This is a genomic window from Pseudomonas cichorii (genome assembly GCF_018343775.1).
GTDB lineage: Bacteria > Pseudomonadota > Gammaproteobacteria > Pseudomonadales > Pseudomonadaceae > Aquipseudomonas > Aquipseudomonas cichorii.
In genome coordinates, this window is sequence record NZ_CP074349.1 from 2,547,236 (window position 1) to 2,567,997 (window position 20,762).

Here is a 20,762-nt window from a genome sequence, read left to right on the forward strand (position 1 = left end):
TACTTTTCGTTATGAGCGATATATTTAAACGGTACAAGGGTGTGTCAAATATTTGCTAACGTAACATTCGGGCTCGTCAACTTACTGTTTATAAAAAGATTTTAATAACTCCACTCCATGTCGGGCGCCAAGGGAATCTACTATGCATGAAGCGGCCCAAACACGACGTTTATTGATTGTTGACCCCAGTGATGATTGTCATCAGTTGATCCCTGTCTTGCAGGCTGCCGGCTGGGCGGTGGACAGTAATACGCTGGAAGCGGCGCTCAACCAGCGTTGCGATGTTGGTCTGATTCGTCTCATGCCTGAGCATTTCGAGCACCCCGAAGTGGTCAAGGAACTGATTACCCGCAGCAACACACAATGGATCGCCGTGCTTGCACCCAATGATTTGCGGCGCGAGAAAATCGGCGATTTTGTCTGCGAATGGTTCTTCGATTTTCATACCTTGCCTTTCGATGTGGCTCGCATGCAGGTCACTCTCGGGCGGGCTTATGGCATGGCGCGTCTGCGTGCGCAGGGTGCTAACCAAGTGTCCAGCGGCGATCACGAGATGCTGGGCGAGAGTCGTCCTATCCGGGAGCTGCGTCGGCTGCTGGGCAAGCTGGCACCTACCGAATCGCCGGTATTGATCCGCGGCGAACGTGGCACAGGCAAAGAACTGGTGGCGCGTACCCTGCACATGCAGTCGCAGCGCCGGAACAAACCGTTCGTTGCGGTCAATTGCGGAGCCATTGCCGAGCATCTGTTGCACACCGAGCTGTTCGGCTATGAGAAAGGTGCGTTCAATGGTGCTCTCGAGCGCAAGATCGGCCGCATCGAAGCTGCGAATGGCGGGACGCTGTTTCTGGACGATATTGGTGATCTGCCCATGGAAACCCAGGCCCATCTGCTACGCCTGTTGCAGGACCGGCATATCGAGCGGTTCGGTGGCAGCGAAGCGATTCCCGTGGATGTGCGGGTGCTGGCCGCGACCCATGTGGACCTTGAAACCGCCATCCGTAAAAAGCGCTTCCGTGAAGATTTGTACTACCGCCTGAATGTCTTGCAGGTTGGCACTGCGCCTCTGCGTGAACGCCATGGTGATCTGGCCATGCTGGCCAATCATTTTGCGCATTTCTACAGTCAGGAAACCGGTCGACGCGCCCGCAACTTCAGTCAGGACGCGCTGATCGCCATGGGCAAGCATGACTGGCCCGGCAATGTGCGGGAACTGGCCAACCGGGTGCGGCGCGGTTTGGTGCTGGCCGAAGGGCGGCAGATCGAAGCGGCGGATCTGGGGCTGCTCGGTGAAGAAGACATTGCCAGCAGCATGGGGACGCTGGATGACTACAAGTCACGGGCCGAGCGTCAGGCGTTGTGCGATGTATTGACTCGCCACAGTGACAACCTCAGCGTTGCGGCCAAGGTTTTAGGTATTTCGCGGCCGACTTTCTACCGGCTGCTGCACAAGCATCAAATCCGCTGAGTCATCAGTAGCTGCGTGACGGCCTCCAGTGCCTGCTCGCGGCGTGCCTCCCAGTTACCTCCGATAACCTGATAGTTCTGTCCATGGTGTTCCAGCCATTGTCGACTGTCCTCGAAGAATGCCTGACGCTCGCTCAGTTGCGGCTGGCAGCGCTGTCCGTCACTGATCCAGTCGACACCTTCAGGGGAAAGCAGCAGATGCAGGTCATAGTGCCTGCTGAGCAATTGCTGCTCGATCCACAGCGGGCAATCACCGAACAAGGTCTTGCTCCAGAGCATATTGCTCAGCAGATGGGTGTCGAGAATCAGCAGCGGTGGGGCGGTAGCGCGGGCCGTGTCCTCCCAGGCCAGTTGGCCTTGGGCAATGTCGGGAATATCGCTGTAGACAGTGTCGCGACCTTGCTGCTCGATGAAATGGCGCACGTACTCGCCCACCACCAGACCGCCGAAGCGTTTGTGTATTTCGCCGGACAACCAGCTTTTGCCGCTGGATTCGGGACCTGCCAGGACCAGGATTTTCATCGCGCCAGCGCCAGATCGTTGCGCCATTCACGCCAGCCTTGCACGGCCAGCAGGGTAAAGAGCCCATACAGCGCCGCGGTCAGGTACAACCCTTTGTAAACGAAAAGGCCGACGAAGATGATGTCCAGCACGATCCACAAGGGCCAGCACTGGAGCCGCTTTTGCGCCATCCACACCTGAGCCACGAGGCTGAAGCCGGTGAGTGCCGCATCGAGCCAGGGCTGCGCAGCATCAGTCAGGTGAGCCATGAAAGCGCCGAGCACCAGGCTGATCACAGCGCCGATTGCCAGGCCACTCAAGACCGGAGCGCCCGGCAGAACCGTGACCGCCCGTACCGGCAGGCCATTGCCGTGGCGGGTCCATTGCAGCCAGCCATACACCTGCAGGCCGGCGTAGATCACTTGCAGCAGCATGTCCGAGTAGAGCTTTACGTCGAAGAAGATCCAGATATAGATCACCACCATCACTAGGCCGATTGGCCAGCACCAGGGGTTCTGCTTCACTGTAAGCCAGACTGCTATCACGCCGAGGGCGGCAGCGAAGAGTTCAAGTCCGGACATGGCGGCTCCCTGAGAGTGGTCGAGATGAGTGGGCGCGCGATTGTAAGCGCTTCTGTGCAAGACAGGGAGCCTCATCGACAAGTCGCGTGAGGCTTTACCTGCGCAGGTCTGCTAGCATCTCGGCGCTTTTACGCATCCTCTTCAAGAATTGTTCAGGTTCGGGTGCCCATAGTTACAACCTTTTTGCAAAACAACACGAATGAGCGAGCCACTGGCAGCGCTTTATGGGGGAATGATGGATCTTTGGACCGCCACTCAGGCGTTGATATTGGGTATTGTCGAGGGGCTGACGGAGTTTCTGCCGATTTCCAGTACGGGGCATCAGATCATCGTCGCCGACTTGATCGGCTTTGGTGGCGAACGGGCCATGGCGTTCAATATCATCATCCAGCTCGGTGCCATTCTGGCCGTGGTCTGGGAGTTTCGGCGCAAGATCATCGACGTGGTCGTGGGCCTGCCCAAACAGCAACAGGCGCAGCGTTTCACCATCAACCTGCTGATCGCTTTCCTGCCGGCCGTGGTGTTGGGGGTGATTTTTGCCGACCTGATTCACCACTATCTGTTCAACCCCATCACCGTCGCGACTGCTCTGGTGATTGGCGGTGTGATCATGCTCTGGGCCGAGCGTCGCCAGCATGTGATACGTGCTGAAACAGTCGACGACATGACCTGGCGTGATGCCTTGAAAGTGGGCTGCGCGCAGTGTCTGGCAATGATTCCAGGGACTTCACGCTCGGGCTCGACCATTATCGGCGGCCTGCTGTTCGGTCTCTCGCGCAAGGCCGCGACCGAGTTCTCGTTCTTCCTGGCCATGCCGACCATGGTCGGTGCTGCCGTGTATTCGGGCTACAAGTACCGTGAGCTGTTCCGCCCTGAAGACTTTGCAGTGTTCGCGGTAGGTTTCGTTGTCTCGTTCATCTTTGCCATGATCGCCGTGCGCGGCCTGCTCAAGTTCATCGCCACCCACAGCTATGCCGTGTTCGCCTGGTATCGCATCGTCTTTGGCCTGCTGATCCTTGCCACATGGCAGTTTGGCTGGATCGACTGGGCTGCTGCCAAGGCATGACCTTGCCACGGCAGCGTTCATCGACTCAGAAACCGAACCGGGGCAGGGCGCCGGTTCAGGGGCTGAATCTCAAGGTCTTTATCCTTGCGCTGTTGTGTGTGATGCCTGCCTATGGCGCAGGCATTTCCTGGTTCCAGTCAGGCATGCCTCTGGTGCTTGCGGCTTATGTGCTCGTCAGCCTGCTGGCATTTCTGCTTTACCGGCATGACAAGCGTCAGGCCGGTAACGGTGGCTGGCGTACTCCCGAGAACGTTCTGCACCTGACAGAACTGTTGGGTGGCTGGCCCGGTGCTTTGCTGGGCCAACAGGTGTTCCGGCACAAGACGCGCAAGGTGTCGTTCCAATTGGTGTTCTGGCTGATCGTGCTGGGGCATCAGTTGTTCTGGATCGATCAGCTGTTTCTCGACAGTGGCTGGTTCAAACCCTGGTTTTCACAGCTTGAGCGCTACTTGCAGGCGCTTCGGTAGTTTACTGACCACCAGTTGATGGGAGCGGGTCAGCAAGTCCCTGATTTCTTCGTCGCTCAAGGCATGGGGTTGCTGGACACTGATCCAGTAGGCCCTGGCCAGATAAGGTGCCGGGCGAATCCCCGGACGATCCACATAGCCCAGGAACAGATCCTGGTTGACCTTGAACGACAGGCCCTGGCCTGCAAGGTTTATGATCGCGAACATCTTCTTCTCGGCAACGGAAAACACGTGCATGCCGCCCCATTTGTAGTCTTCACGGGCGCCCGGCAAGCTCAGGCAGAAACGGGCGATCTCTTCGTTTTGCATGGTTTCGGCAGCCTCCCTTTCTAAATTGTTCGATAGTCGCACGAATAATCCCCGAGCGGATTGTTTGACCGTGCGTCTGTGTCTACTGTGCATCTTTTGTCTATCAGGAGCCTGGAATGTCTGCCGTGCAACTCGCTGAAGGTGAGCTCAATTATCTGCTGGAAGGCCCGGCCGATGCGCCGGTGCTGGTGTTGTCCAACTCTCTGGGCACTGACTTGCACATGTGGGATGCGCAGGTTCCGACATTTATCCGGCATTTTCGCGTATTGCGCTACGACACTCGCGGCCATGGTCGTTCGCTGGTCAGCGAAGGCCCTTACAGTATCGAGCGCAATGGCCGTGATGTGCTGGCGCTGCTGGATGCGCTGCACATCGACAAGGTTTATTTCTGCGGCCTGTCCATGGGCGGCCTGATCGGCCAATGGCTGGCGCTCAATGCCCCCGAACGTCTTGAGCGGGTGGTACTGTGCAACACCGCCTCGAAGATCGGTACGCCGGAGGTGTGGAACCCGCGCATCGAAACCGTACTGCGCGATGGCAAGGACGCCATGGTCGCGCTGCGGGATGCCTCGATTGCGCGCTGGTTCACGCCTGATTTCGCTGTGGCCGAGCCTGCAAAAGTCGAAAGCATCGTTGGCATGCTCGCGCAGACCTCGCCCCAGGGTTATGCTGCCAACTGCGCCGCTGTGCGCGATGCCGATTTCCGTGACCGGATTGCCTCCATCAACCTGCCGGTTCTCGTGGTGTGTGGCACTCATGATGCCGTGACCACACCGGCGGACGGGCGCTTCATGATCGAGCGTATTCAGGGCGCGCAGATGATCGAGCTGCATGCGGCGCATCTGTCGAACGTCGAAGCGGGGGAGTTGTTCACGCAGCCCGTGCTGGCATTTCTGACTGGCGAATGACTCACGCTGTCCCGCCCCCCGTAGCGCTGCCATAATCGCCACTCAGAATGCGAGGGTGGCGCGGTGTTTGATCTCAATGATCTGTTCTATTTCGTTCAGGTGGTCGAGTGCCAGGGGTTTGCGGCGGCCAGTCGCAAGCTGGGTATTCCCAAATCCAAGCTCAGTCGCCGGGTGGCAGGGCTTGAAGAGCGCCTTGGGGTCAGATTGATTCAGCGCTCCACACGCAAGTTTGCCGTCACCGAAAGCGGTCGTGATTACTACGGCCACTGTGTCGCGATGATGGTCGAGGCCGAGGCCGCTGAAGAAGCTATTGCCCGTTCCATGGCCGAGCCTCAAGGGCGAGTGACCATCAGTTGCCCTCCGGGGCTGGCAGCCATGGGCGTCAGTGAAACCATCGCCCGCTTCATGGTGGCCCATCCGAAGGTTCAGGTGCATGTCGAAAGCTCCAATCGGCGTGTCGATCCCTTGACGGAAAACATCGATATCGCCTTGCGCGTGCGCTTTCCGCCTCTGGAGGATGACGGCTTGGTGGTCAAGATTCTCGGGCACAGTGCCCAGCGGCTGGTTGCGCATCCGGCACTGGCCAGCCAGTTGTCCGCCACGCCCACTTTTGAAGAGCTGTCGGCCATGCCCAGCCTTGATTTTCCGTCATCGACTCACGAGCATCGCTGGGTACTGAGCACCGGAGATGGTGAGTATGCCGAGGTGCGGCACAGGCCCAAACTGATCTGTTCCGACCTCACAACCATTCGCCAGGCTGCGTTACACGGAGTGGGTGTTGCGCAACTTCCGGAAATTCTTGTACGAGAGGCTTTGCAGGATGCTCGGCTGGTGGAGCTGTTCGCCGGGTCCCCGCCCAAGTGCGGCATCGTGCACGCCGTATTCGCCTCGCGCCGTGGCTTGCTCCCGGCAGTCAGAGCGTTGCTGGACACCCTGGGTGAAACTTTCAAGACGTTCGAGACCGATCCGGCAGATGTTCATTGTTCTGAAAATGGAACGAAGCATCATATTTTTGCCGACTAATTGATGATTGGAATTGTGTATAGGATGCTCGCTATTGATCGCCTGATGGCGATTCTCATTTAGGGAAGTCCGTTATGACCGTTCTGCACATCGATTCCAGCATTCTTGGCGACCATTCTGCCTCACGTCAGCTCAGCCGTAGTGTTGCCCAGGCTTATCAGGCCATCAATGTCGATAGCCAGGTGATCTACCGCGACCTGGCCAGCGATGCCCTGAGCCATTTCTCGGCTGGCACTCTGGCTGCTGCAGGCACTCCGGCTGAAAGCCGTGATGCCGCACAACAGCAGGAAGTGGATGCAAACGAGGCGATCTTGCAGGAGTTTCTGGCCGCGGATGTGTTGATTCTGGGCGCACCGATGTACAACTTCACCATTCCCAGCCAACTCAAGGCCTGGATCGACCGGATCACCGTTGCCGGTCGCACTTTTCGCTACAGCGAGGCCGGCCCCGAAGGCCTGTGCGCCGGCAAGAAAGTTATCGTCGTTTCCACCTCCGGTGGCTTGCATGTCGGCCAGCCAACGGGCGTTGGTCATGAAGAGCTGCTCAAGGCCCTGTTCGCATTCATCGGTGTGACCGATCTGCAATTCGTACGCGCCCATGGCCTGGCTTATGGCGAAGAGCCTCGCGCCAATGCCATGAGTGCCGCACAACAGCACATTGAAGAGAGCCTGTTCGCAGCGGCCTGATCGCCACGACTTCTGCTTTTGAACCCGACAGCCCGGCGCATTGATGTGTGCCGGGCTGTCGGGTTTTTGCTGTCTATACGCCGCAACCTGAAACCTTGACAGCTTCCTTACAGGTAAGCGGACCTGTCCGGCAGTAACATGGCCCTCAGTCGGAACGCAGACGTCCGATAAAATAGTCTGGCCCGGCTTATGCACTATTTAGTGTTTAAAGACTCTCATTTTCTGTGAGAGCCGGGTGGCCGGGGCATGAAGCTCGATATCGGCGCAGAAATGGAATGTTCGGGACTACAAAGGATGAGTCTTCAAATGGTACGTCTTTGTGCAGCGATGCTGGTTATTCTGCTCAATGGCCTGATTTCAGTGCAGGCGCAGGCAGATGAGGAGTGGAGCGCAGGCTTTCATGAGCTGAGCTTTCCCGACCCTCTGGACTCGCAACTGATGCAGGCTTTTGCCTTCTACCCGTCCACGGGTTCGGAGCAGGTGAGCGTGCTGCAGGGTTACCGGGTTGAAGCCGGTGAAGATGCACCGATTGCCATGGGGCGCTTCCCCTTGCTCCTGTTGTCCCACGGCAACACCGGTAATCCGCTGGCACTGCACGATCTGGCAACGTCTCTGGCCCGTCAGGGTTTTGTGGTGGTGGCCGTGATGCATCCCGGCGATAACTATCGCGATCACAGCCGTCTTGGCAGCCTGAGCAACCTTTACGGTCGTCCGCTGCAGATTTCCGAAGCCATCAGCGCAGCTTTGCTTGACCCCATGCTGTCGCCTTATCTCAACTCACGTCAGGTCGGTGTGATCGGTTATTCGGCCGGTGGCGAAACAGCGTTGATACTGGCCGGAGCCCAGCCCGACCTCAAGCGTCTGCGCCAGTACTGCGTGGAGCGTCCCGACGATCGCGATGCCTGCAAGACCCAGGGGGAACTGGTGGCTGACCGGGATGACCTGCATGCCCAGGCCGATCCGCGAGTGGGTGCGCTGATGCTCATGGCGCCACTGAGCCTGATGTTCGGCCGTCACACCTTGAGTGATGTGCATGTGCCGGTGCTGATGTATGCCGGGGATGACGACCAGTTGCTGCCCATCGACAAGAATGCCGAGGCGCTGGCGCGCAAACTGCCGCAAGTCTCGGATTACAAACTGCTGGCGGGTGCAGGACACTTCGTGTTCATGGCCCCGTGCAGCGATGAGCAGCGGGCAACCATGCCGCTGCTGTGCACCGACCGTGAAGGCGTGGATCGCGAAGATATCCATCGCACCCTCAGTGCCGAAGCCGTACGGTTTTTCAGCAGCTCGCTGGGCTCATCCGACGAGGATCGTTCCGGTATGCAGACAGCCCATCATCAATGGCCCGACTCGCTGCTGCCTTCTGCCAACGACTTCAGGTAGTCGCCAAAACCGCCGCTGGCCCGTGGATCGAGGCGAGTACTGGTGGTGACTCTTGGCCTGCAGCTCCAGGCGATGCGGGCACCGCTGAGTTCCAGTTGCCGTACAAGGTGAACATCTTCATGGCAGGTCAGCAAGGGGAATCCTCCGGCCCGTAAATAGGCCGCAGCACTCACACCCAGGTTGGCACCATGAATGTGCCGATGTCCGTCGCGATGCTGATAGTGCTGTTCAAACAGCGTCTGCACGGCGGCTGACAGGCCGTTTTCCTGCATGGGGAGTGTGATGGTGCCACAGACGGCGTCGGCATCCAGGGCCAGTTGTTCCACCAGCCAGTCGGCGGCCACGTTGCTGTCGCCATCGGTGCTGGCCAGCCAGCGGGCACCTTTTTCCAGCAGATAGCCTGCGCCTGCCGCGCGTGCCTGTCCGACATTGCGTGCAGCCACATCCAGGGTGATGACGCCGTACTCCAGCGCGATATCGGCCGAGTGATCGGTGCAACTGTCCAGTACCACCAGAATGGTGACCTGCTCACCATTCAGGCCCGGGTGCCTGCTGGCCTGGAGCAGGCTCTCAAGGCAGGCTCCGAGCAGTTTCTCTTCGTTGTGCACCGGGATCAGAATACCAATCAACGGAGATTTTCCCGAGTGGCCACTGAAGCTGGATCGTGACTCCAGAGATCCAGCAGAAAGTCATCTTCGTGATGACTGAGCAAGCGAGGCATCTTCAAGCGCTCGTCCAGCACCTCATGAACCCGCTTGGCATCCAGAGGGCAGTCCTTGATTTCGGGTCGCCAGTGGCAGGCCAGTAGCTGGCCGTCGGGTTTGAGGGAGGCCAGCGCACAGTCGATCCAGCGCTGCAGGTCTTCGAGATCCAGGTAGTAGCCCAGTTCGCTGAATACGATCAGGTCGAACTGCCCCTCTGGCCATTGTTGCGGAAGCCGGGCGTGCAGCACGCGAGCGTGCTTGAAAGGTGCAAGGCGTTCACGGGCAAGGTCCACGGCCAGGGCCGAGGTATCGCAACACAGTAAATGGTCGCAACGCTCGGCCAGTCCGGCGCTCAGTTCGCCATTGGCGCAACCGGGCTCGAAAATCGCGGCATATCGCTCGCGGGGCAGGGCGGCCAGGGTCAGGGCGCGCTTGCGGCGCTCATACCAGCGCTGTTTGAAAGCCCAGGGGTCGTTGTTGTCCCTGAAAATCTCATCGAAATACTGCTCCGTGACACTCATATGAAAACCACCTCGAAAGGTTGCAGCAATCGTTCAAGAATCCCGGCAGGCAATATCGGCGAAAGACCGATGTCCGGATCTCCCTGCAACTGGCTGGCAAAGGCATGGGCCGCATGGCGCTTGCGGGCTATGGTCATGGGGTCCAGCAAGACCTTGCGGGCACGCTCCCAGGGCAGGCGGTCATCCTCTGGACTTGCCCAGTGCCAGGCCCAGACTGGTACTTCATTGAGTCTGGCGCCGACCGTGGCGCAGGCCCGTGCGCAGGCCCGACCGACCGCCTCATGATCAGGGTGACCATCTTCGGCCCAGGTGGTGAACACCACATCGGTGGGCAACAGATAGCGTTCGATGAACTTCTCCAGTTTCTCCTCCTGAATGGCGACAGCACCGTCAGGGAAGCCGCCACGAATCCATTGCAGGCGATGCAGTGGCAAGTCGAGACGGCGCAAGGCTTCGGCGCTTTCCTGAGGGCGGATCACGCTCAGGCGCTCTGTGGGCCACAGTTGCGAGCCGGGATGGCTGGCACTGCCGTCGGTGACCGACAGCAGTTTCAGGCTCCGCTCCAGTTGCGCCAGTTGGCACATCAGGCCACCGCAGCCCAGGACTTCATCATCCGGGTGAGGCGCGACAATGACGGCCCGTGAGTGGGGCGGTACCAGCAGATCGGCACTGATGACGGGTACTGCGGCCAGTTTCTGTGAGGCATTCCAGGCTTTGAGGCTGGTGCCGCGACCGGCAATCAGTTTTTTCTTCATGGCTACCAGGCTGCACCCCATGGGCTGTTCAATGTCTTGCCTGCCAGTTGCCCCAGCACTGCCAGGTCTTTCTCGGCGTGGCTCTGGCGCAGGAAGACCGGGAGGTCGGCCATCAGGCGGGCGAAATGGGCGTCCTTGCAGTAGGGCGTTGCCCCCAGCGCCCGCCCTACATGATGGATGACCTGTTCGGCGGTGTTTTCGACATGGGCACGACAACGTCGGGCCAGTTGTTCGGCATGCTCGGCAGGTGCCCGATCCAGGCTTGCAGCTGCTGCCTCAAGGAGCTGAGCTGCACTGTACAACGCCACATCCACCGCACCCAGATGGGCGAGGGCATGGGGTTCTTCCTTGCCGGCCTGTGATAAAAGCCGCTGCGCCAGTGCGCCCGAAGCGCCATACCAGCAAGCCGCAATGCCGATGCCTCCCTGCCAGAAGCCTGGACGTGACAGGTACTCACCGGGCGTGCCGACCAGCGATACCCTGGCATGCTCGAATTGAACGTCGATACTGCCCGTTGCCCCCATGCCGACGGCGCGCCATCCGGCGGCCGCGATATGAATGCCGGGTTGATCGAGAGCAACGGCAACCAGTTGCTGACGATTGTCCTCATCCCAGGCGGTGATCAGGGCGTGGCTCAATACCGCAGCGCCCGAACACCAGGCCTTGCGTCCATCAAGGCGCAGCGAATCGGCCTTGCCGCTGAGGTTGACCCTGGCGTTGGGCGGCTCGGCAGCCCACATGCCCCAGGTCGTTCCGGGCCCGGGCGGCTCGGCACCCAGTTCTTGCATGATCGCCAGGGCATCGGTATGGCCTTCGTAGAGTTTGCACAACCCCAGATCATGAGCGGCTACACCCGCCAGCGCATGCCAGCGCTCCAGGGTCCTGCCACTGGCGGGCATCGGCAGACGATCGAGACCTTCGTTCACCAATGCCCGCAGGCACTCGCCCAGCGCCTGCGTATCGGCATAGCCGTGCCTGCGCCAGTCGAGAAACTCCTTGAGTGCCTGGGTCATGACTGATCTTCACGTTGCAGCTCGAACAGCAGCAGTGAGCGTGGCGTTACGGTGTAGTGGGAGCCGAAGTCGAACTGCTCCTTGCTGCGCAAGTCCTCCTGATTGGTATCGATCAGGCAGGTGAAATGCGTGCCTTCGGGGACCTGCGGGAAGGTGAAGTCCACACCTTCATGGTGAGCGTTGACCACCAGCAGCAGGGTGGCATCGGCACCTGGGCGACGAATGCCGGTTTCCTGGGCGCGGCCATCCATCAGCATGCCCAGGCAGCGGGCGTTGCTGTCATGCCATTGTTCGACGCTCATTTCATTGCCGTCCGGCGCCAGCCAGGTGACATCCTTGACCCCGATTTCCTCGTTGTAGTCACCCACCAGGAAGCGGCTGCGGCGCAGGATCGGATAGCTCTGGCGCAGCTTGATCACACGCTTGACGAACTTGAGCAGGGCCTTGCCATCGGAATCCAGGTCCCAGTTGACCCAGCCGATCTCGCTGTCCTGGCAGTAGGCATTGTTGTTGCCGTGCTGGGTGCGGGCGAACTCGTCGCCGGCGACCATCATCGGCGTGCCCTGGGCCAGCAGCAGAGTGGCGAAGAAGTTGCGCATCTGGCGCAGGCGCAACTGGTTGATTTCAGGGTTGTCCGTCGGGCCTTCAACGCCGTGGTTCCAGGACAGGTTGTTATTGCTGCCGTCCTGATTGTTCTCGTCGTTGGCTTCGTTGTGCTTGTCGTTGTAGGACACCAGGTCATGCAGGGTGAAGCCGTCGTGGGCGGTGATGAAATTCACCGAGGCCTGAGGGCGACGTCCGCGCTGATTGAACATATTTCCCGAGGCGGTCATGCGCCCGGCGAAGTCGGCAAGTTGATTGTCGTCGCCTTTCCAGAAGGCCCGCACGGTATCGCGGAATTTGTCGTTCCACTCCATCCAGCCCGGCGGGAAGCCACCCACCTGATAACCGCCGGGGCCACAGTCCCAGGGCTCGGCTATGAGTTTGACCTGACGCAGGACCGGGTCCTGGCGACAGGCGACCAGGAAGCTGTGGCGCTCATCGAAACCGTCGTGGTAGCGGCCCAGAATGGTCGCCAGGTCGAAGCGGAAACCGTCGACATGCATCTCCGACGCCCAGTAGCGCAAGGAGTCGGTGACCATCTGCAAGACGCAAGGATGGCTCAGGTCCAGAGTGTTGCCCGTGCCTGAATCGTTGATGTAGAAACGCTTGTCGTCCGGCATCAATCGGTAATACGAGGCGTTGTCGATGCCGCGCATGGACAGGGTCGGCCCCAGCTCATTGCCTTCTGCGGTGTGGTTGTAGACCACATCGAGAATCACCTCCAGCCCTGCATGGTGCATGTGGGCGATCATTTCCTTGAACTCGGCGATCTTGCCGTGTGCCAAGTATCGCGGGTCCGGGGCGAAGAAGGCGATGCTGTTGTAGCCCCAGTAGTTGGTCATGCCTTTGTGCAGCAGGTGCTGGTCATTGACGAAGGCATGCACCGGCAGAAGCTCGACCGCAGTCACACCCAGCTTGCGCACGTGATCGATGACTTCCTCGACCATCAGCCCGGAGAAGGTGCCGCGCAATTCTTCCGGTACGGCAGGGTGGCGCATGGTGAAACCGCGTACGTGGGTTTCATAGAGAATGGTCTTGTCCCACGGCGTACCGACCCGTTGGTCGCGGCCCCAGGTGTAGGCCGGGTCGATGACTTTGCTCTTGGGCACGAAAGGCGCACTGTCACGCTCATCGAAACTCAGGTCGCCATCCGGGTGGCCGATGGTGTAGCCGAACAAGGCTTCCGACCATTTCAATTCGCCGACCAGTTGTTTGGCATAGGGGTCGATGAGCAGTTTGTTGTGGTTGAAGCGATGGCCATTCTTCGGGTCGTAAGGGCCATAGACCCTGTAGCCGTAGATCAGGCCGGGATGCGCGTCGGGAAGGTAGCCGTGAAAGATTTCATCGGTGTACTCCGGCAGCTCGATACGCTCCAGCTCCACCTCGCCGCTGGAGTCGAACAGGCACAGTTCTACCTTGGTCGCGTTGGCGGAGAACAACGCAAAGTTGACCCCTAGACCGTCCCAACTGGCGCCGAGGGGGAAGGGCAGCCCTTCACGAATGCGTGAGGTCGAGCCGGCTGGTGTTTCGTGAGTCGTCGAAGTATCGCTTTTCACGGTTTTGGACTTTGTATTCATGATTCCTTCCTGACTCGATGATGACTTTGCGGGCAGCCGAAACCGCTATCGAAACCTGACAGCTTCAATACTGCTGAAGAGAGATGTCGGGGTTGCCGCAGGTCACGTCTCGATCTGGCGCGACATCTGCGGCAGTGGGCTGGTACTGGACCTGTAGGGTTTCAGGTTGTCGGTGGCTTGCGGGGTTTCTTCGCCGCAGGCTTTGGCGGTTGCTCTGCCTGGGCAGGGGTGGATTTGGGTTTTGCAGCGGGTTTTGCCTTGGGTGCTGCTGCCGGCTTGGTTGCCGGTGCTGCCTTGGCGGCCGGTTTGGAAGGCGCAGTCTTGGGCGCTGTGTCTACCTTGGGCAGCTTGGGCTTGTTGGCTTTGCTGGCACTGGTTTTATCCGGAGCCAGTGCTTCGGCTTCTGCCAGTTTGCGTGCCATTTCCCAATGGCGTTGTTCATGCCCAACAGGCTTCCCTTCCGATTCCCATATCTGATATGCAAATTCGCGGATTCTTTTTTCGTCGGCACTCATCTCGACACTCCCAGGTATCACATAGTTTGAATAAGCAGGTTTACAGAAAATTCCTTGAGCGCTGCACTGAGCTGTATTTCCCTGTCATTTATGGCTATGACGTCAGAAAAGAGGCCCTTCCAGTCTGGATGTGAATCAGCGAATGGCAGAATGATTCGTGTATCGCCCCAATTGGCAGCATTAATGAATGGAGTTTGCGCAGTACCCAATAGTTCACTGCTTGTGCGTGGAACAACAACGATGGCGCGCTCGCCCTCCCATACACGAGCGAAAGCCACTACATGCTCTGCATGACTGCCCGTTACTTCCAGGGGCAGATACTCCCCGTGACTGAACAGCTCTGAATGTGCGGCGCGCAGATTCAGCACCTGCGCGATCAATGCCTGCTTGACCCTGCCGTCCTGCCAGTCGCTCAGCAGCTCGCTGGCTTTTGCAGACTCGGCCAGTGCCTGTTCGCGGGCCTTGTAGTCCACCGGACGACGGTTGTCCGGGTCCACGAGGCTGAAATCCCAGAACTCGGTGCCCTGATACAGATCCGGCACGCCAGGCACGGTCATGCGCAGCAAGGTCTGCGCCAGGCTGTTAAGCGCGCCGGCGGCTGCAATACGGTTGGCAGTGGCGCCCAGAGACTGGCGCAGCGCCAGGGCTTCGGGTGCCAGCAGCAGGCGTTGCAGGAATTCCCGGCAGGCACTTTCGTAGGCCTGATTGGGCGCTCCCCAACTGCTTTGCAGCTTGGCTTCGCGCAGGGCTTTTTCCTGCCACTGAACCATGCGCCGGGCATACGCTTCGTGAGCTTGTTCGCCTTCCAGCTCCAGCGGCCAACTGCCCAGCAGGGCTTGATAGAGCATCAGCTCGTCGCCCGCGCTGATGGTCGGCTCTTCACCCTTGAGCGGCACCGCCAATTGCCGCCAGCGCTCCACCTGTTCGGCATACCAGCCTGCACACTCACTGAGCACGGCCAGTCGTGTGCGGGTATCTTCCCCACGTTTATGGTCGTGGGTCGCGGTCGCCAGCAGGTTGTTGGCGAACTTCTCATGACGCTGCTGGCAGGCCTGATGGAAAGCTTCCACCGGGGCACTGAAGTGCTGGGGATGAAAGCCCACGTCGTTACGCGACAGCAGCACTGCCGAGCGATAGAACGCGGTGTCCTCCACGGACTTGGCAGCCACGGGGGAGGTGAGTTGCTGAAAGCGTACGCAGGCCTTGCGGTGCAGATCGCGCAGGCGTCCGCGTGGCAGCTTGCGCCAGGGCTCGCCACCCAGCCAGCGTTGCAGGTAATCCAGCACCGGCCAGTCGCCTTCGTTGAGGCTGGTGCGTGCGCCCTGCATGGCTTGCTCGAAGAAGCGATCGTCTTCTGCCGAGCGCCCGCAGGCGCTGATGTAGGTCCGGTAGATCGGGAAGTTCACTACCAGCGCCAGCAGCGCACGGCGAATGGCTCCCAGCGTCAGGTCACGACTCATCAGGTCGCTGCGCGCCACCTGTAGCAGCGCTTGTGCAAGATTCTCGAAGTCTCCGGCAAGGGTGCCATGCAGCACAAGATCACGGGCCACCAGGACTTCCTGATCGAAGTCGGCCGTGCGCTTCGTCAGCCGGTTCCAGAGTTCGGCCAGAGGGGCCTGACCTTTGGGATCGTGCTGCAGCAGAGACACCTGATTCATGAACTCGTAACCGGTGGTGCCGTCCACGCTCCAGTCGTCGCGCAGTGGCTCATCGGGGCCGAGGATTTTCTCGACGAAAATCGGCAGGTGTTCCATCTGCGCATGAGCAGGGCGTTGCTTGAGCAGCCCTTGCACCCGGCGATGGAGTTTTCGGCCATAGCCGCGAGGGTCGGCGAGCCCGTCGATATGGTCGATACGCAGGCCGTCCACCAGACCTTCTTCGATCAACTGGAAAATCTTGCCGTGGGTGGCCTCGAAAACCATGGGCCGCTCGACCCGCAGACCGCCCAGTTCATTGATGTCGAAAAAGCGCCGCCAGTTGATGTCATCGGCAGCGGTGCGCCAGCTTGCCAGCCGGTAATGCTGACGCTCCAGCAAGTGATGCAGACGCTCGAAGCCTTCGTGCTCTCTTGAATCGAACCGGGCAATCCCTTGTTCGATGGCTTGACGGATCTCCGGCACCCTGGCCAGTTCCGCCAGCTCGGCCTTGGCCTGCCGGGCGCGCTCGTAAGCCTGGGGGTATTGATTCAGTGCGCCGAAACGCTGGCCCAGTTCGGTCAGTTGCGGGTGGCCGCTGGCATGCAGCAGTGGACCGTAGGTGGTGGGCGTCACCGGAAAATGATGCTGATAGTGTTCGATGTGAAACGAGCCGTGCTGCGCATCGAAACGCAACGGAATCTCGCCGGCCTGCAGCACCGCGCCATAGTCACTGCTCAGGAAAGGCAGCAGCAACTGACCTTCCAGCAGCGGATCGGGAGAGTTCCACTGAATATCGAAGAAGTTCGCGTAAGGGCTGCCGCGTCCCCATTCCAGCAGGTCGAGCCACCAGGGATTGTCCGCGCCACCGACGGCCATGTGGTTGGAAACGATATCGAGGATCAGGCCCATGCCGTGGGCGCGCAGGGCCTCCACCAGACGGCGCAGTGCCGGTTCGCCGCCCAGTTGCGGATTGATGATCGTCGGGTCGACCACGTCGTAGCCATGCATGGAATCGGCTCGTGCCTTGAGCAGTGGCGAGGCGTAGATATGGCTGATGCCCAGGCTGGCAAAGTAGGGCACCAATGGCACGGCGTCGTCGAGGGTGAAGTCTTTGTGGAATTGCAGGCGCTGGGTGGCGCGCAGGGGTTGAAGGGGCATGCTCATCGGTCACGCTCCGCAGCTTGCAGCCGGGATTGGGACAGCAATTCCAGTCGTCGTGCAGCGTCTTCATTGTCGAGTAGGGTAGCGCTTTCTGCATTGAAGCGGCGCCGCCAGTTTGGATGGCTGTCGATGGTGCCGGGCAGGTTGGCCTGTTCATGAACGCCCAGTGCATCTTCCATGGGCAACAGCACCAGCGGTGCCCGGGTATGACCCAGATAACGGATCCCGGCATCGATGAGGCGGGTGAAGTCCTCGGTATCGGCAGGCAGGTTGTCATTGTTCTGGCTCAGGGCGCGGCGCAGGCCATCGTATTCACGGGCTCGCTCTTCACGCCAGTGACGCTCGCTCTGTTCGTCGAGATGGCCAAGACGCGAATGCCATTCGATGTCCAGTTCGCTCAGCCAGCCGGTCAGGGTTGGCAGGTCATGGGTACTGGTGGTTGCCAGCGCTTCGTCCGACCAGTCGAGGATAGGTTTGAAGTGGCCGTTATTCTGCTCGAACAGCAGGACGCGCATGCCCAGAATCGCCCGGGCCGAGAGTTTCTCATGCAGGCCCTCGGGGACCGTGCCCAGGTCTTCCCCGAGTACGATTGCCTTGTGACGCCAGGACTCCAGGCTCAGCAGGCGCAGCATGTCGTCCAGGGGATAGTTGAGGTAGGCACCTTCGCTGGGAGGGGAGCCCAATGGCACGACCCACAGGCGTTGCAGGCCCATCACGTGGTCGATCCGCAGGCCGCCGGCATGGGCGAAGTTGGCCCGCAGCATCTCGATGAAGGCCCGGAAGCCATTGCGTTTCAGCCCTTCGGGAGAAAAGGCCGAGATGCCCCAGCTTTGTCCTGAGCGATTGAGAATATCCGGTGGTGCGCCAACGGTCAGTGCCGACAGCAGTTCGTCCTGGCGACCCCAGGCCTGACTGCCGGCACCGTCCGCGCCCACTGCCAGGTCAGCGATCAGGCCGACACGCATGCCGCTGCTACGCGCAGCAACCTGCGCACGCTCCAGACTGCGCGCAATCAGCCACTGCGCGAAGGCATGAAAGCTGATCAGCGGGCCATGGGCTGCGGCGAACAGGGCAATGGCTTCGCTGCGTGGTTCTTTGAGCTCGTCCGGCCATTCATGCCAGTTGTCACTGATGCCCATGTTCTGGCTTTCAGCGCGCAGGGCTTCGAAGCGGCAATGGTTTTCCAGAGCTTCACCGCCGGTATGACGGAAACTGTTGAAGTCTTCATGCAGCGGATGTGCACCGGTGCTGAACGCTTCATAGAGTGCGTGGAGGGCTTTCCATTTGGCACTGGCGGCGGCAGGCCAGTCGATCAGTTGCAGGTCTTCCAGACGCTTGAATTCATCGCTCACACCAGCGTCTTCAATGGCCTGTCGCCAGGCACGTTCGCCAAGGATCATGCCTGGCGAGGCGTAAAGACTGTTGAGGAACAGGCGACTGGAAGGGGAATAAGGGCTGTAGCGTTGCGGGTCGCTGGCGAACATGGCGTGGATGGGGCTGATCGCCAGAGCATCGGCGCCTCTTTCGCCCGCCGAACGCACCAGGGCTTCAAGCGCCTGGGTGTCGCCGAATCCACCATCGCCTTCGCGGCGTAAACCGTACAACTGCACCGTCAGGCCCCAGGTGCGAGGCGTCTTGACATCGGTGGCCATGGCCATGCTGAAGCAAGCGTCTGGCGCGACAGCGATGGTCAGGTGCTGACCGGCTATCTCCAGTTGCTGATAGCCGATGGTTGCCAGGGCTGGCAGTTCGGCGTTTGAGGTGAGTCTGGCGGCCAGTCGCGAACTGTCTTCCAGGTGCAGGACGAAAGGGGTCTCGGGCTCGAACCACTCCGACAGGTCCAGATTCTTGCCATGATCCACTGTCAGCAGTGGCGGGGCGTTGGCACCGTGGCGTGCGGTTTGCAACTGCAGCAGGCTGGCGTCGATGGCTTCGCTGCTGTCTGCCCGATAACCGAGGGCTTCAAGAACCTTGCGCAAGACCTGGGGGCTGACTGTCTGTGGGCGAGCGTTGGCATCGACCCAGTGCACCGACAAGCCTGCTTCAGTGGCAAGTCTCTCCAATTGCTCATTGCTCATCCTGTTCCTCCAGAACATCACTTGCTGTCAGGCTGACAATGGCCATGTAAGGATTGAGGGTGCCCTTTGGGGAAAGTTCTACCGGATGTGACTGAGTGGTAAAGAGAATCGTAGCGCTCTCCTGTCCAGACGCCAGTACCGGGTGTTTGCCCAGATTCAGATCGATGCGCAGGACACTGCCGTCGCCCATTCGCCAGCGCGCACTGACTGCGTCATCGCCCAGCACTTCGCAGCCCAATGGGCGTGTGCCCGGCAGACGCGGGACGATCTCGCGATGGCGGATACTCAGCAATTGCCTGTAGAGCTGCAGCCAGTTTCGGTGCTCGGTGCCTTTATCGGTTTGCGGTTCGATGGCATCGAAATCGGGACGTGAGGCGGTGAAGGTCTGTGGATCGTTGGGATCGGGGATGTGCTCGCGGCGTTCTTCATCGGCAAAGGCTGCGAAAGCGGCAAACTCTTTTCGTCGTCCCTCGCGAACGGCGTCGGCCAGTTCCCCATGATGACTGGTGAAGAACAGAAAAGGCTCAGTTGCTCCCCATTCATCGCCCATGAACATCAACGGGATCATCGGGGATAACAGCAGCAGTGCGGTCGCCGCCTTGAGCGCGGGGGCAGAGCAGAGTTGGGTCAGTCGTTCGCCCAGGGCGCGATTGCCGATCTGGTCGTGATTCTGCAGGAACAGGACGAAGGCACTGGGTTCGAGGTGCCCGCTGGGCTCGCCCCGGTTATGGCCATGCTGGGTCGCTTCACCTTGATAGACGAAACCTTCGCTCAGCAGGCGCGCCAGCTTCTGGGTCGGCTCCTGAGCGAAATCCGCATAATAGGCATCGGTTTCGCCGGTCAGCAGGACATGCAGAGTGTTGTGCCCGTCATCGTTCCACTGGGCATCGAAGCCTTGTTCGAGCAGTTCTGCCTGATTGAATTCGTTTTCCAGATTCAGCCAGACATGCCGGTCCTTGCTGATCTGCTGGCGTACACGTCGGGCAAATTCGGGCAGAAAGGTGTCGTCCTTGATGGCATGCACCGCGTCCAGGCGTAACCCGTCGAAGCGATAGTCGAGCAACCACATCAAGGCGTTATCGATGAAGAAATCGCGAACTTGTGGTCGACGAAAATCGATGGCATCGCCCCATGGCGTCTTCACATCGCTGCGAAAGAAGCTTTTGGCGTAGCTGCCCAGATAATTGCCGTCCGGGCCGAAATGGTTGTAGACCACATCAAGAATCACCATCAGGCCAAGGCCGTGGGCTGTGTCTATCAGGTGCTTGAGTTGGTCCGGTGTGCCATAGGATGACTGGGGTGCATAAGGCAGTACCCCGTCGTATCCCCAATTACGATCACCGGGAAACTGCGCAATCGGCATCAACTCGATGGCAGTGACGCCCAGCTCTGCAAGACGCGCCAGATGGCTCTCCGCTACGGCATAGCCGCCCAGTGCGCCCACATGAACTTCCTGGATGACGGCTTCATGCCAGGGCCGGCCTTGCCAGTGGCTGTGTTGCCACTGATAGGCCTGATGGTCGATCACGATGCTCCGGGAGTGCACATCATCGACCTGGGCGCGGGACGCCGGGTCTGGCACCTCCAGTTCCCTGTCGATCTTGTAGCGGTAGCGAGAGCCCGCGGTACAGCGGGCCTCTACGGCAAACCAGCCGTCCTCCTGTGCTTCCATACTCAAGGATCGCCCATCATCCAGTTCGACACTTACATTCTGGGCATCCGGTGCCCAAATGGCGAACCGGGTGTGTTCGGGGTTCAACAAAACGGCGCCGTGGCGCCCGCTATCGTCTGTACGCACAGGCAT

The 20,762-nt window shown here is 59.8% G+C and carries 19 protein-coding genes; 7 read left to right on the forward strand and 12 right to left on the reverse strand.

All coding sequences use genetic code 11. The features are described from left to right. Window positions 1–142 precede the first annotated feature (142 nt). Complete coding sequence (locus KGD89_RS11270; protein ID WP_025259886.1) at window positions 143–1,468, forward strand: sigma-54 dependent transcriptional regulator; 1,326 nt, start codon at window positions 143–145, stop codon at window positions 1,466–1,468. Here KGD89_RS11270 and KGD89_RS11275 read toward each other — a convergent pair. Both KGD89_RS11275 and pnuC read right to left on the reverse strand, forming a co-directional pair. Further along, complete coding sequence (locus KGD89_RS11275) at window positions 1,456–1,989, reverse strand: AAA family ATPase (protein WP_025259887.1); 534 nt, start codon at window positions 1,987–1,989, stop codon at window positions 1,456–1,458. The genes KGD89_RS11270 and KGD89_RS11275 overlap by 13 nt on opposite strands. Continuing rightward, complete coding sequence (gene pnuC, locus KGD89_RS11280) at window positions 1,986–2,549, reverse strand: nicotinamide riboside transporter PnuC (RefSeq protein WP_025259888.1); 564 nt, start codon at window positions 2,547–2,549, stop codon at window positions 1,986–1,988. The genes KGD89_RS11275 and pnuC overlap by 4 nt, the downstream gene beginning before the upstream one ends. Window positions 2,550–2,784: 235 nt before the next feature. Between pnuC and KGD89_RS11285 the strand changes: the two genes are divergently transcribed. Next, complete coding sequence (locus KGD89_RS11285) at window positions 2,785–3,615, forward strand: undecaprenyl-diphosphate phosphatase (RefSeq protein ID WP_025259889.1); 831 nt, start codon at window positions 2,785–2,787, stop codon at window positions 3,613–3,615. Window positions 3,616–3,617: 2 nt separating this feature from the next. Beyond that, on the forward strand, window positions 3,618–4,082 hold the full coding sequence (locus tag KGD89_RS11290) for a DUF1294 domain-containing protein (protein ID WP_371856566.1): 465 nt from the start codon (window positions 3,618–3,620) through the stop codon (window positions 4,080–4,082). Here the strand turns inward: KGD89_RS11290 and KGD89_RS11295 are convergent. Beyond that, window positions 4,047–4,391 carry an MmcQ/YjbR family DNA-binding protein gene (locus KGD89_RS11295; protein WP_025259891.1) on the reverse strand — a complete coding sequence of 115 codons (345 nt, stop codon included), beginning with the start codon at window positions 4,389–4,391 and terminating at the stop codon, window positions 4,047–4,049. The genes KGD89_RS11290 and KGD89_RS11295 overlap by 36 nt on opposite strands. A gap of 116 nt (window positions 4,392–4,507) precedes the next feature. Between KGD89_RS11295 and pcaD the strand changes: the two genes are divergently transcribed. The 4 genes from pcaD to KGD89_RS11315 all read left to right on the forward strand — a co-directional run bounded on the left by pcaD (window position 4,508) and on the right by KGD89_RS11315 (window position 8,394). Next, window positions 4,508–5,299, forward strand: coding sequence for a 3-oxoadipate enol-lactonase (gene pcaD / locus KGD89_RS11300; RefSeq protein ID WP_025259892.1), 792 nt, complete (start codon window positions 4,508–4,510; stop codon window positions 5,297–5,299). A gap of 63 nt (window positions 5,300–5,362) precedes the next feature. After that, a complete protein-coding gene (locus KGD89_RS11305; protein ID WP_025259893.1) occupies window positions 5,363–6,322 on the forward strand; it encodes a LysR substrate-binding domain-containing protein in 960 nt (319 codons plus the stop codon). A gap of 74 nt (window positions 6,323–6,396) precedes the next feature. Further along, a complete protein-coding gene (locus tag KGD89_RS11310; protein ID WP_025259894.1) occupies window positions 6,397–7,008 on the forward strand; it encodes an FMN-dependent NADH-azoreductase in 612 nt (203 codons plus the stop codon). 306 nt (window positions 7,009–7,314) lie between these two features. Then, window positions 7,315–8,394 carry an alpha/beta hydrolase family protein gene (locus tag KGD89_RS11315; RefSeq protein ID WP_025259895.1) on the forward strand — a complete coding sequence of 360 codons (1,080 nt, stop codon included), beginning with the start codon at window positions 7,315–7,317 and terminating at the stop codon, window positions 8,392–8,394. On the opposite strand, the gene KGD89_RS11320 is transcribed toward KGD89_RS11315, so the two are convergent. The 9 genes from KGD89_RS11320 to treZ form a co-directional block, all read right to left on the reverse strand. Next, the gene (locus KGD89_RS11320) at window positions 8,349–9,023 is read right to left on the reverse strand and encodes a glycosyltransferase (protein ID WP_025259896.1); all 675 of its coding nucleotides are present in this window, start codon (window positions 9,021–9,023) and stop codon (window positions 8,349–8,351) included. The two genes, KGD89_RS11315 and KGD89_RS11320, sit on opposite strands and share 46 nt — an antisense overlap. Then, window positions 9,020–9,619, reverse strand: a complete 600-nt coding sequence (locus tag KGD89_RS11325) for a class I SAM-dependent DNA methyltransferase (RefSeq protein WP_025259897.1) — start codon at window positions 9,617–9,619, stop codon at window positions 9,020–9,022. The genes KGD89_RS11320 and KGD89_RS11325 overlap by 4 nt, the downstream gene beginning before the upstream one ends. Continuing rightward, entirely contained in the window at window positions 9,616–10,374 is a 759-nt protein-coding gene (locus KGD89_RS11330; protein ID WP_025259898.1) for a PIG-L deacetylase family protein, read from the reverse strand. Before KGD89_RS11330 ends, KGD89_RS11325 begins: the two co-directional genes overlap by 4 nt. A gap of 2 nt (window positions 10,375–10,376) precedes the next feature. After that, window positions 10,377–11,387, reverse strand: coding sequence for an acyl-CoA/acyl-ACP dehydrogenase (locus KGD89_RS11335; RefSeq protein ID WP_025259899.1), 1,011 nt, complete (start codon window positions 11,385–11,387; stop codon window positions 10,377–10,379). Next, complete coding sequence (gene glgX, locus KGD89_RS11340; protein ID WP_025259900.1) at window positions 11,384–13,567, reverse strand: glycogen debranching protein GlgX; 2,184 nt, start codon at window positions 13,565–13,567, stop codon at window positions 11,384–11,386. The genes KGD89_RS11335 and glgX overlap by 4 nt, the downstream gene beginning before the upstream one ends. Window positions 13,568–13,728: 161 nt before the next feature. After that, window positions 13,729–14,082 carry a DUF2934 domain-containing protein gene (locus KGD89_RS11345; protein ID WP_025259901.1) on the reverse strand — a complete coding sequence of 118 codons (354 nt, stop codon included), beginning with the start codon at window positions 14,080–14,082 and terminating at the stop codon, window positions 13,729–13,731. Between the two features lie 17 nt (window positions 14,083–14,099). Continuing rightward, on the reverse strand, window positions 14,100–16,883 hold the full coding sequence (locus tag KGD89_RS11350; protein WP_025259902.1) for a malto-oligosyltrehalose synthase: 2,784 nt from the start codon (window positions 16,881–16,883) through the stop codon (window positions 14,100–14,102). Continuing rightward, window positions 16,880–18,958 (reverse strand): 4-alpha-glucanotransferase, encoded by a 2,079-nt coding sequence (gene malQ / locus KGD89_RS11355; protein WP_025259903.1) that lies wholly within the window; start codon window positions 18,956–18,958, stop codon window positions 16,880–16,882. Before malQ ends, KGD89_RS11350 begins: the two co-directional genes overlap by 4 nt. Further along, the gene (gene treZ / locus KGD89_RS11360; protein WP_025259904.1) at window positions 18,948–20,762 is read right to left on the reverse strand and encodes a malto-oligosyltrehalose trehalohydrolase; all 1,815 of its coding nucleotides are present in this window, start codon (window positions 20,760–20,762) and stop codon (window positions 18,948–18,950) included. Before treZ ends, malQ begins: the two co-directional genes overlap by 11 nt.

Bases quoted from the DNA above. Each gene is read 5' to 3' on its own strand.
- KGD89_RS11310 (WP_025259894.1), top strand. From the start codon at position 6,397: ATGACCGTTCTGCACATCGATTCCAGCATTCTTGGCGACCATTCTGCC.
- KGD89_RS11315 (WP_025259895.1), top strand. From the start codon at position 7,315: ATGGTACGTCTTTGTGCAGCGATGCTGGTTATTCTGCTCAATGGCCTG.
- KGD89_RS11275 (WP_025259887.1), bottom strand. From the start codon at position 1,989: ATGAAAATCCTGGTCCTGGCAGGTCCCGAATCCAGCGGCAAAAGCTGG.
- pcaD (WP_025259892.1), top strand. From the start codon at position 4,508: ATGTCTGCCGTGCAACTCGCTGAAGGTGAGCTCAATTATCTGCTGGAA.
- treZ (WP_025259904.1), bottom strand. From the start codon at position 20,762: ATGCCTGTGCGTACAGACGATAGCGGGCGCCACGGCGCCGTTTTGTTG.
- KGD89_RS11295 (WP_025259891.1), bottom strand. From the start codon at position 4,391: ATGCAAAACGAAGAGATCGCCCGTTTCTGCCTGAGCTTGCCGGGCGCC.
- KGD89_RS11350 (WP_025259902.1), bottom strand. From the start codon at position 16,883: ATGAGCATGCCCCTTCAACCCCTGCGCGCCACCCAGCGCCTGCAATTC.
- glgX (WP_025259900.1), bottom strand. From the start codon at position 13,567: ATGAATACAAAGTCCAAAACCGTGAAAAGCGATACTTCGACGACTCAC.
- pnuC (WP_025259888.1), bottom strand. From the start codon at position 2,549: ATGTCCGGACTTGAACTCTTCGCTGCCGCCCTCGGCGTGATAGCAGTC.
- KGD89_RS11285 (WP_025259889.1), top strand. From the start codon at position 2,785: ATGGATCTTTGGACCGCCACTCAGGCGTTGATATTGGGTATTGTCGAG.
- KGD89_RS11335 (WP_025259899.1), bottom strand. From the start codon at position 11,387: ATGACCCAGGCACTCAAGGAGTTTCTCGACTGGCGCAGGCACGGCTAT.
- KGD89_RS11270 (WP_025259886.1), top strand. From the start codon at position 143: ATGCATGAAGCGGCCCAAACACGACGTTTATTGATTGTTGACCCCAGT.
- malQ (WP_025259903.1), bottom strand. From the start codon at position 18,958: ATGAGCAATGAGCAATTGGAGAGACTTGCCACTGAAGCAGGCTTGTCG.
- KGD89_RS11325 (WP_025259897.1), bottom strand. From the start codon at position 9,619: ATGAGTGTCACGGAGCAGTATTTCGATGAGATTTTCAGGGACAACAAC.
- KGD89_RS11330 (WP_025259898.1), bottom strand. From the start codon at position 10,374: ATGAAGAAAAAACTGATTGCCGGTCGCGGCACCAGCCTCAAAGCCTGG.
- KGD89_RS11345 (WP_025259901.1), bottom strand. From the start codon at position 14,082: ATGAGTGCCGACGAAAAAAGAATCCGCGAATTTGCATATCAGATATGG.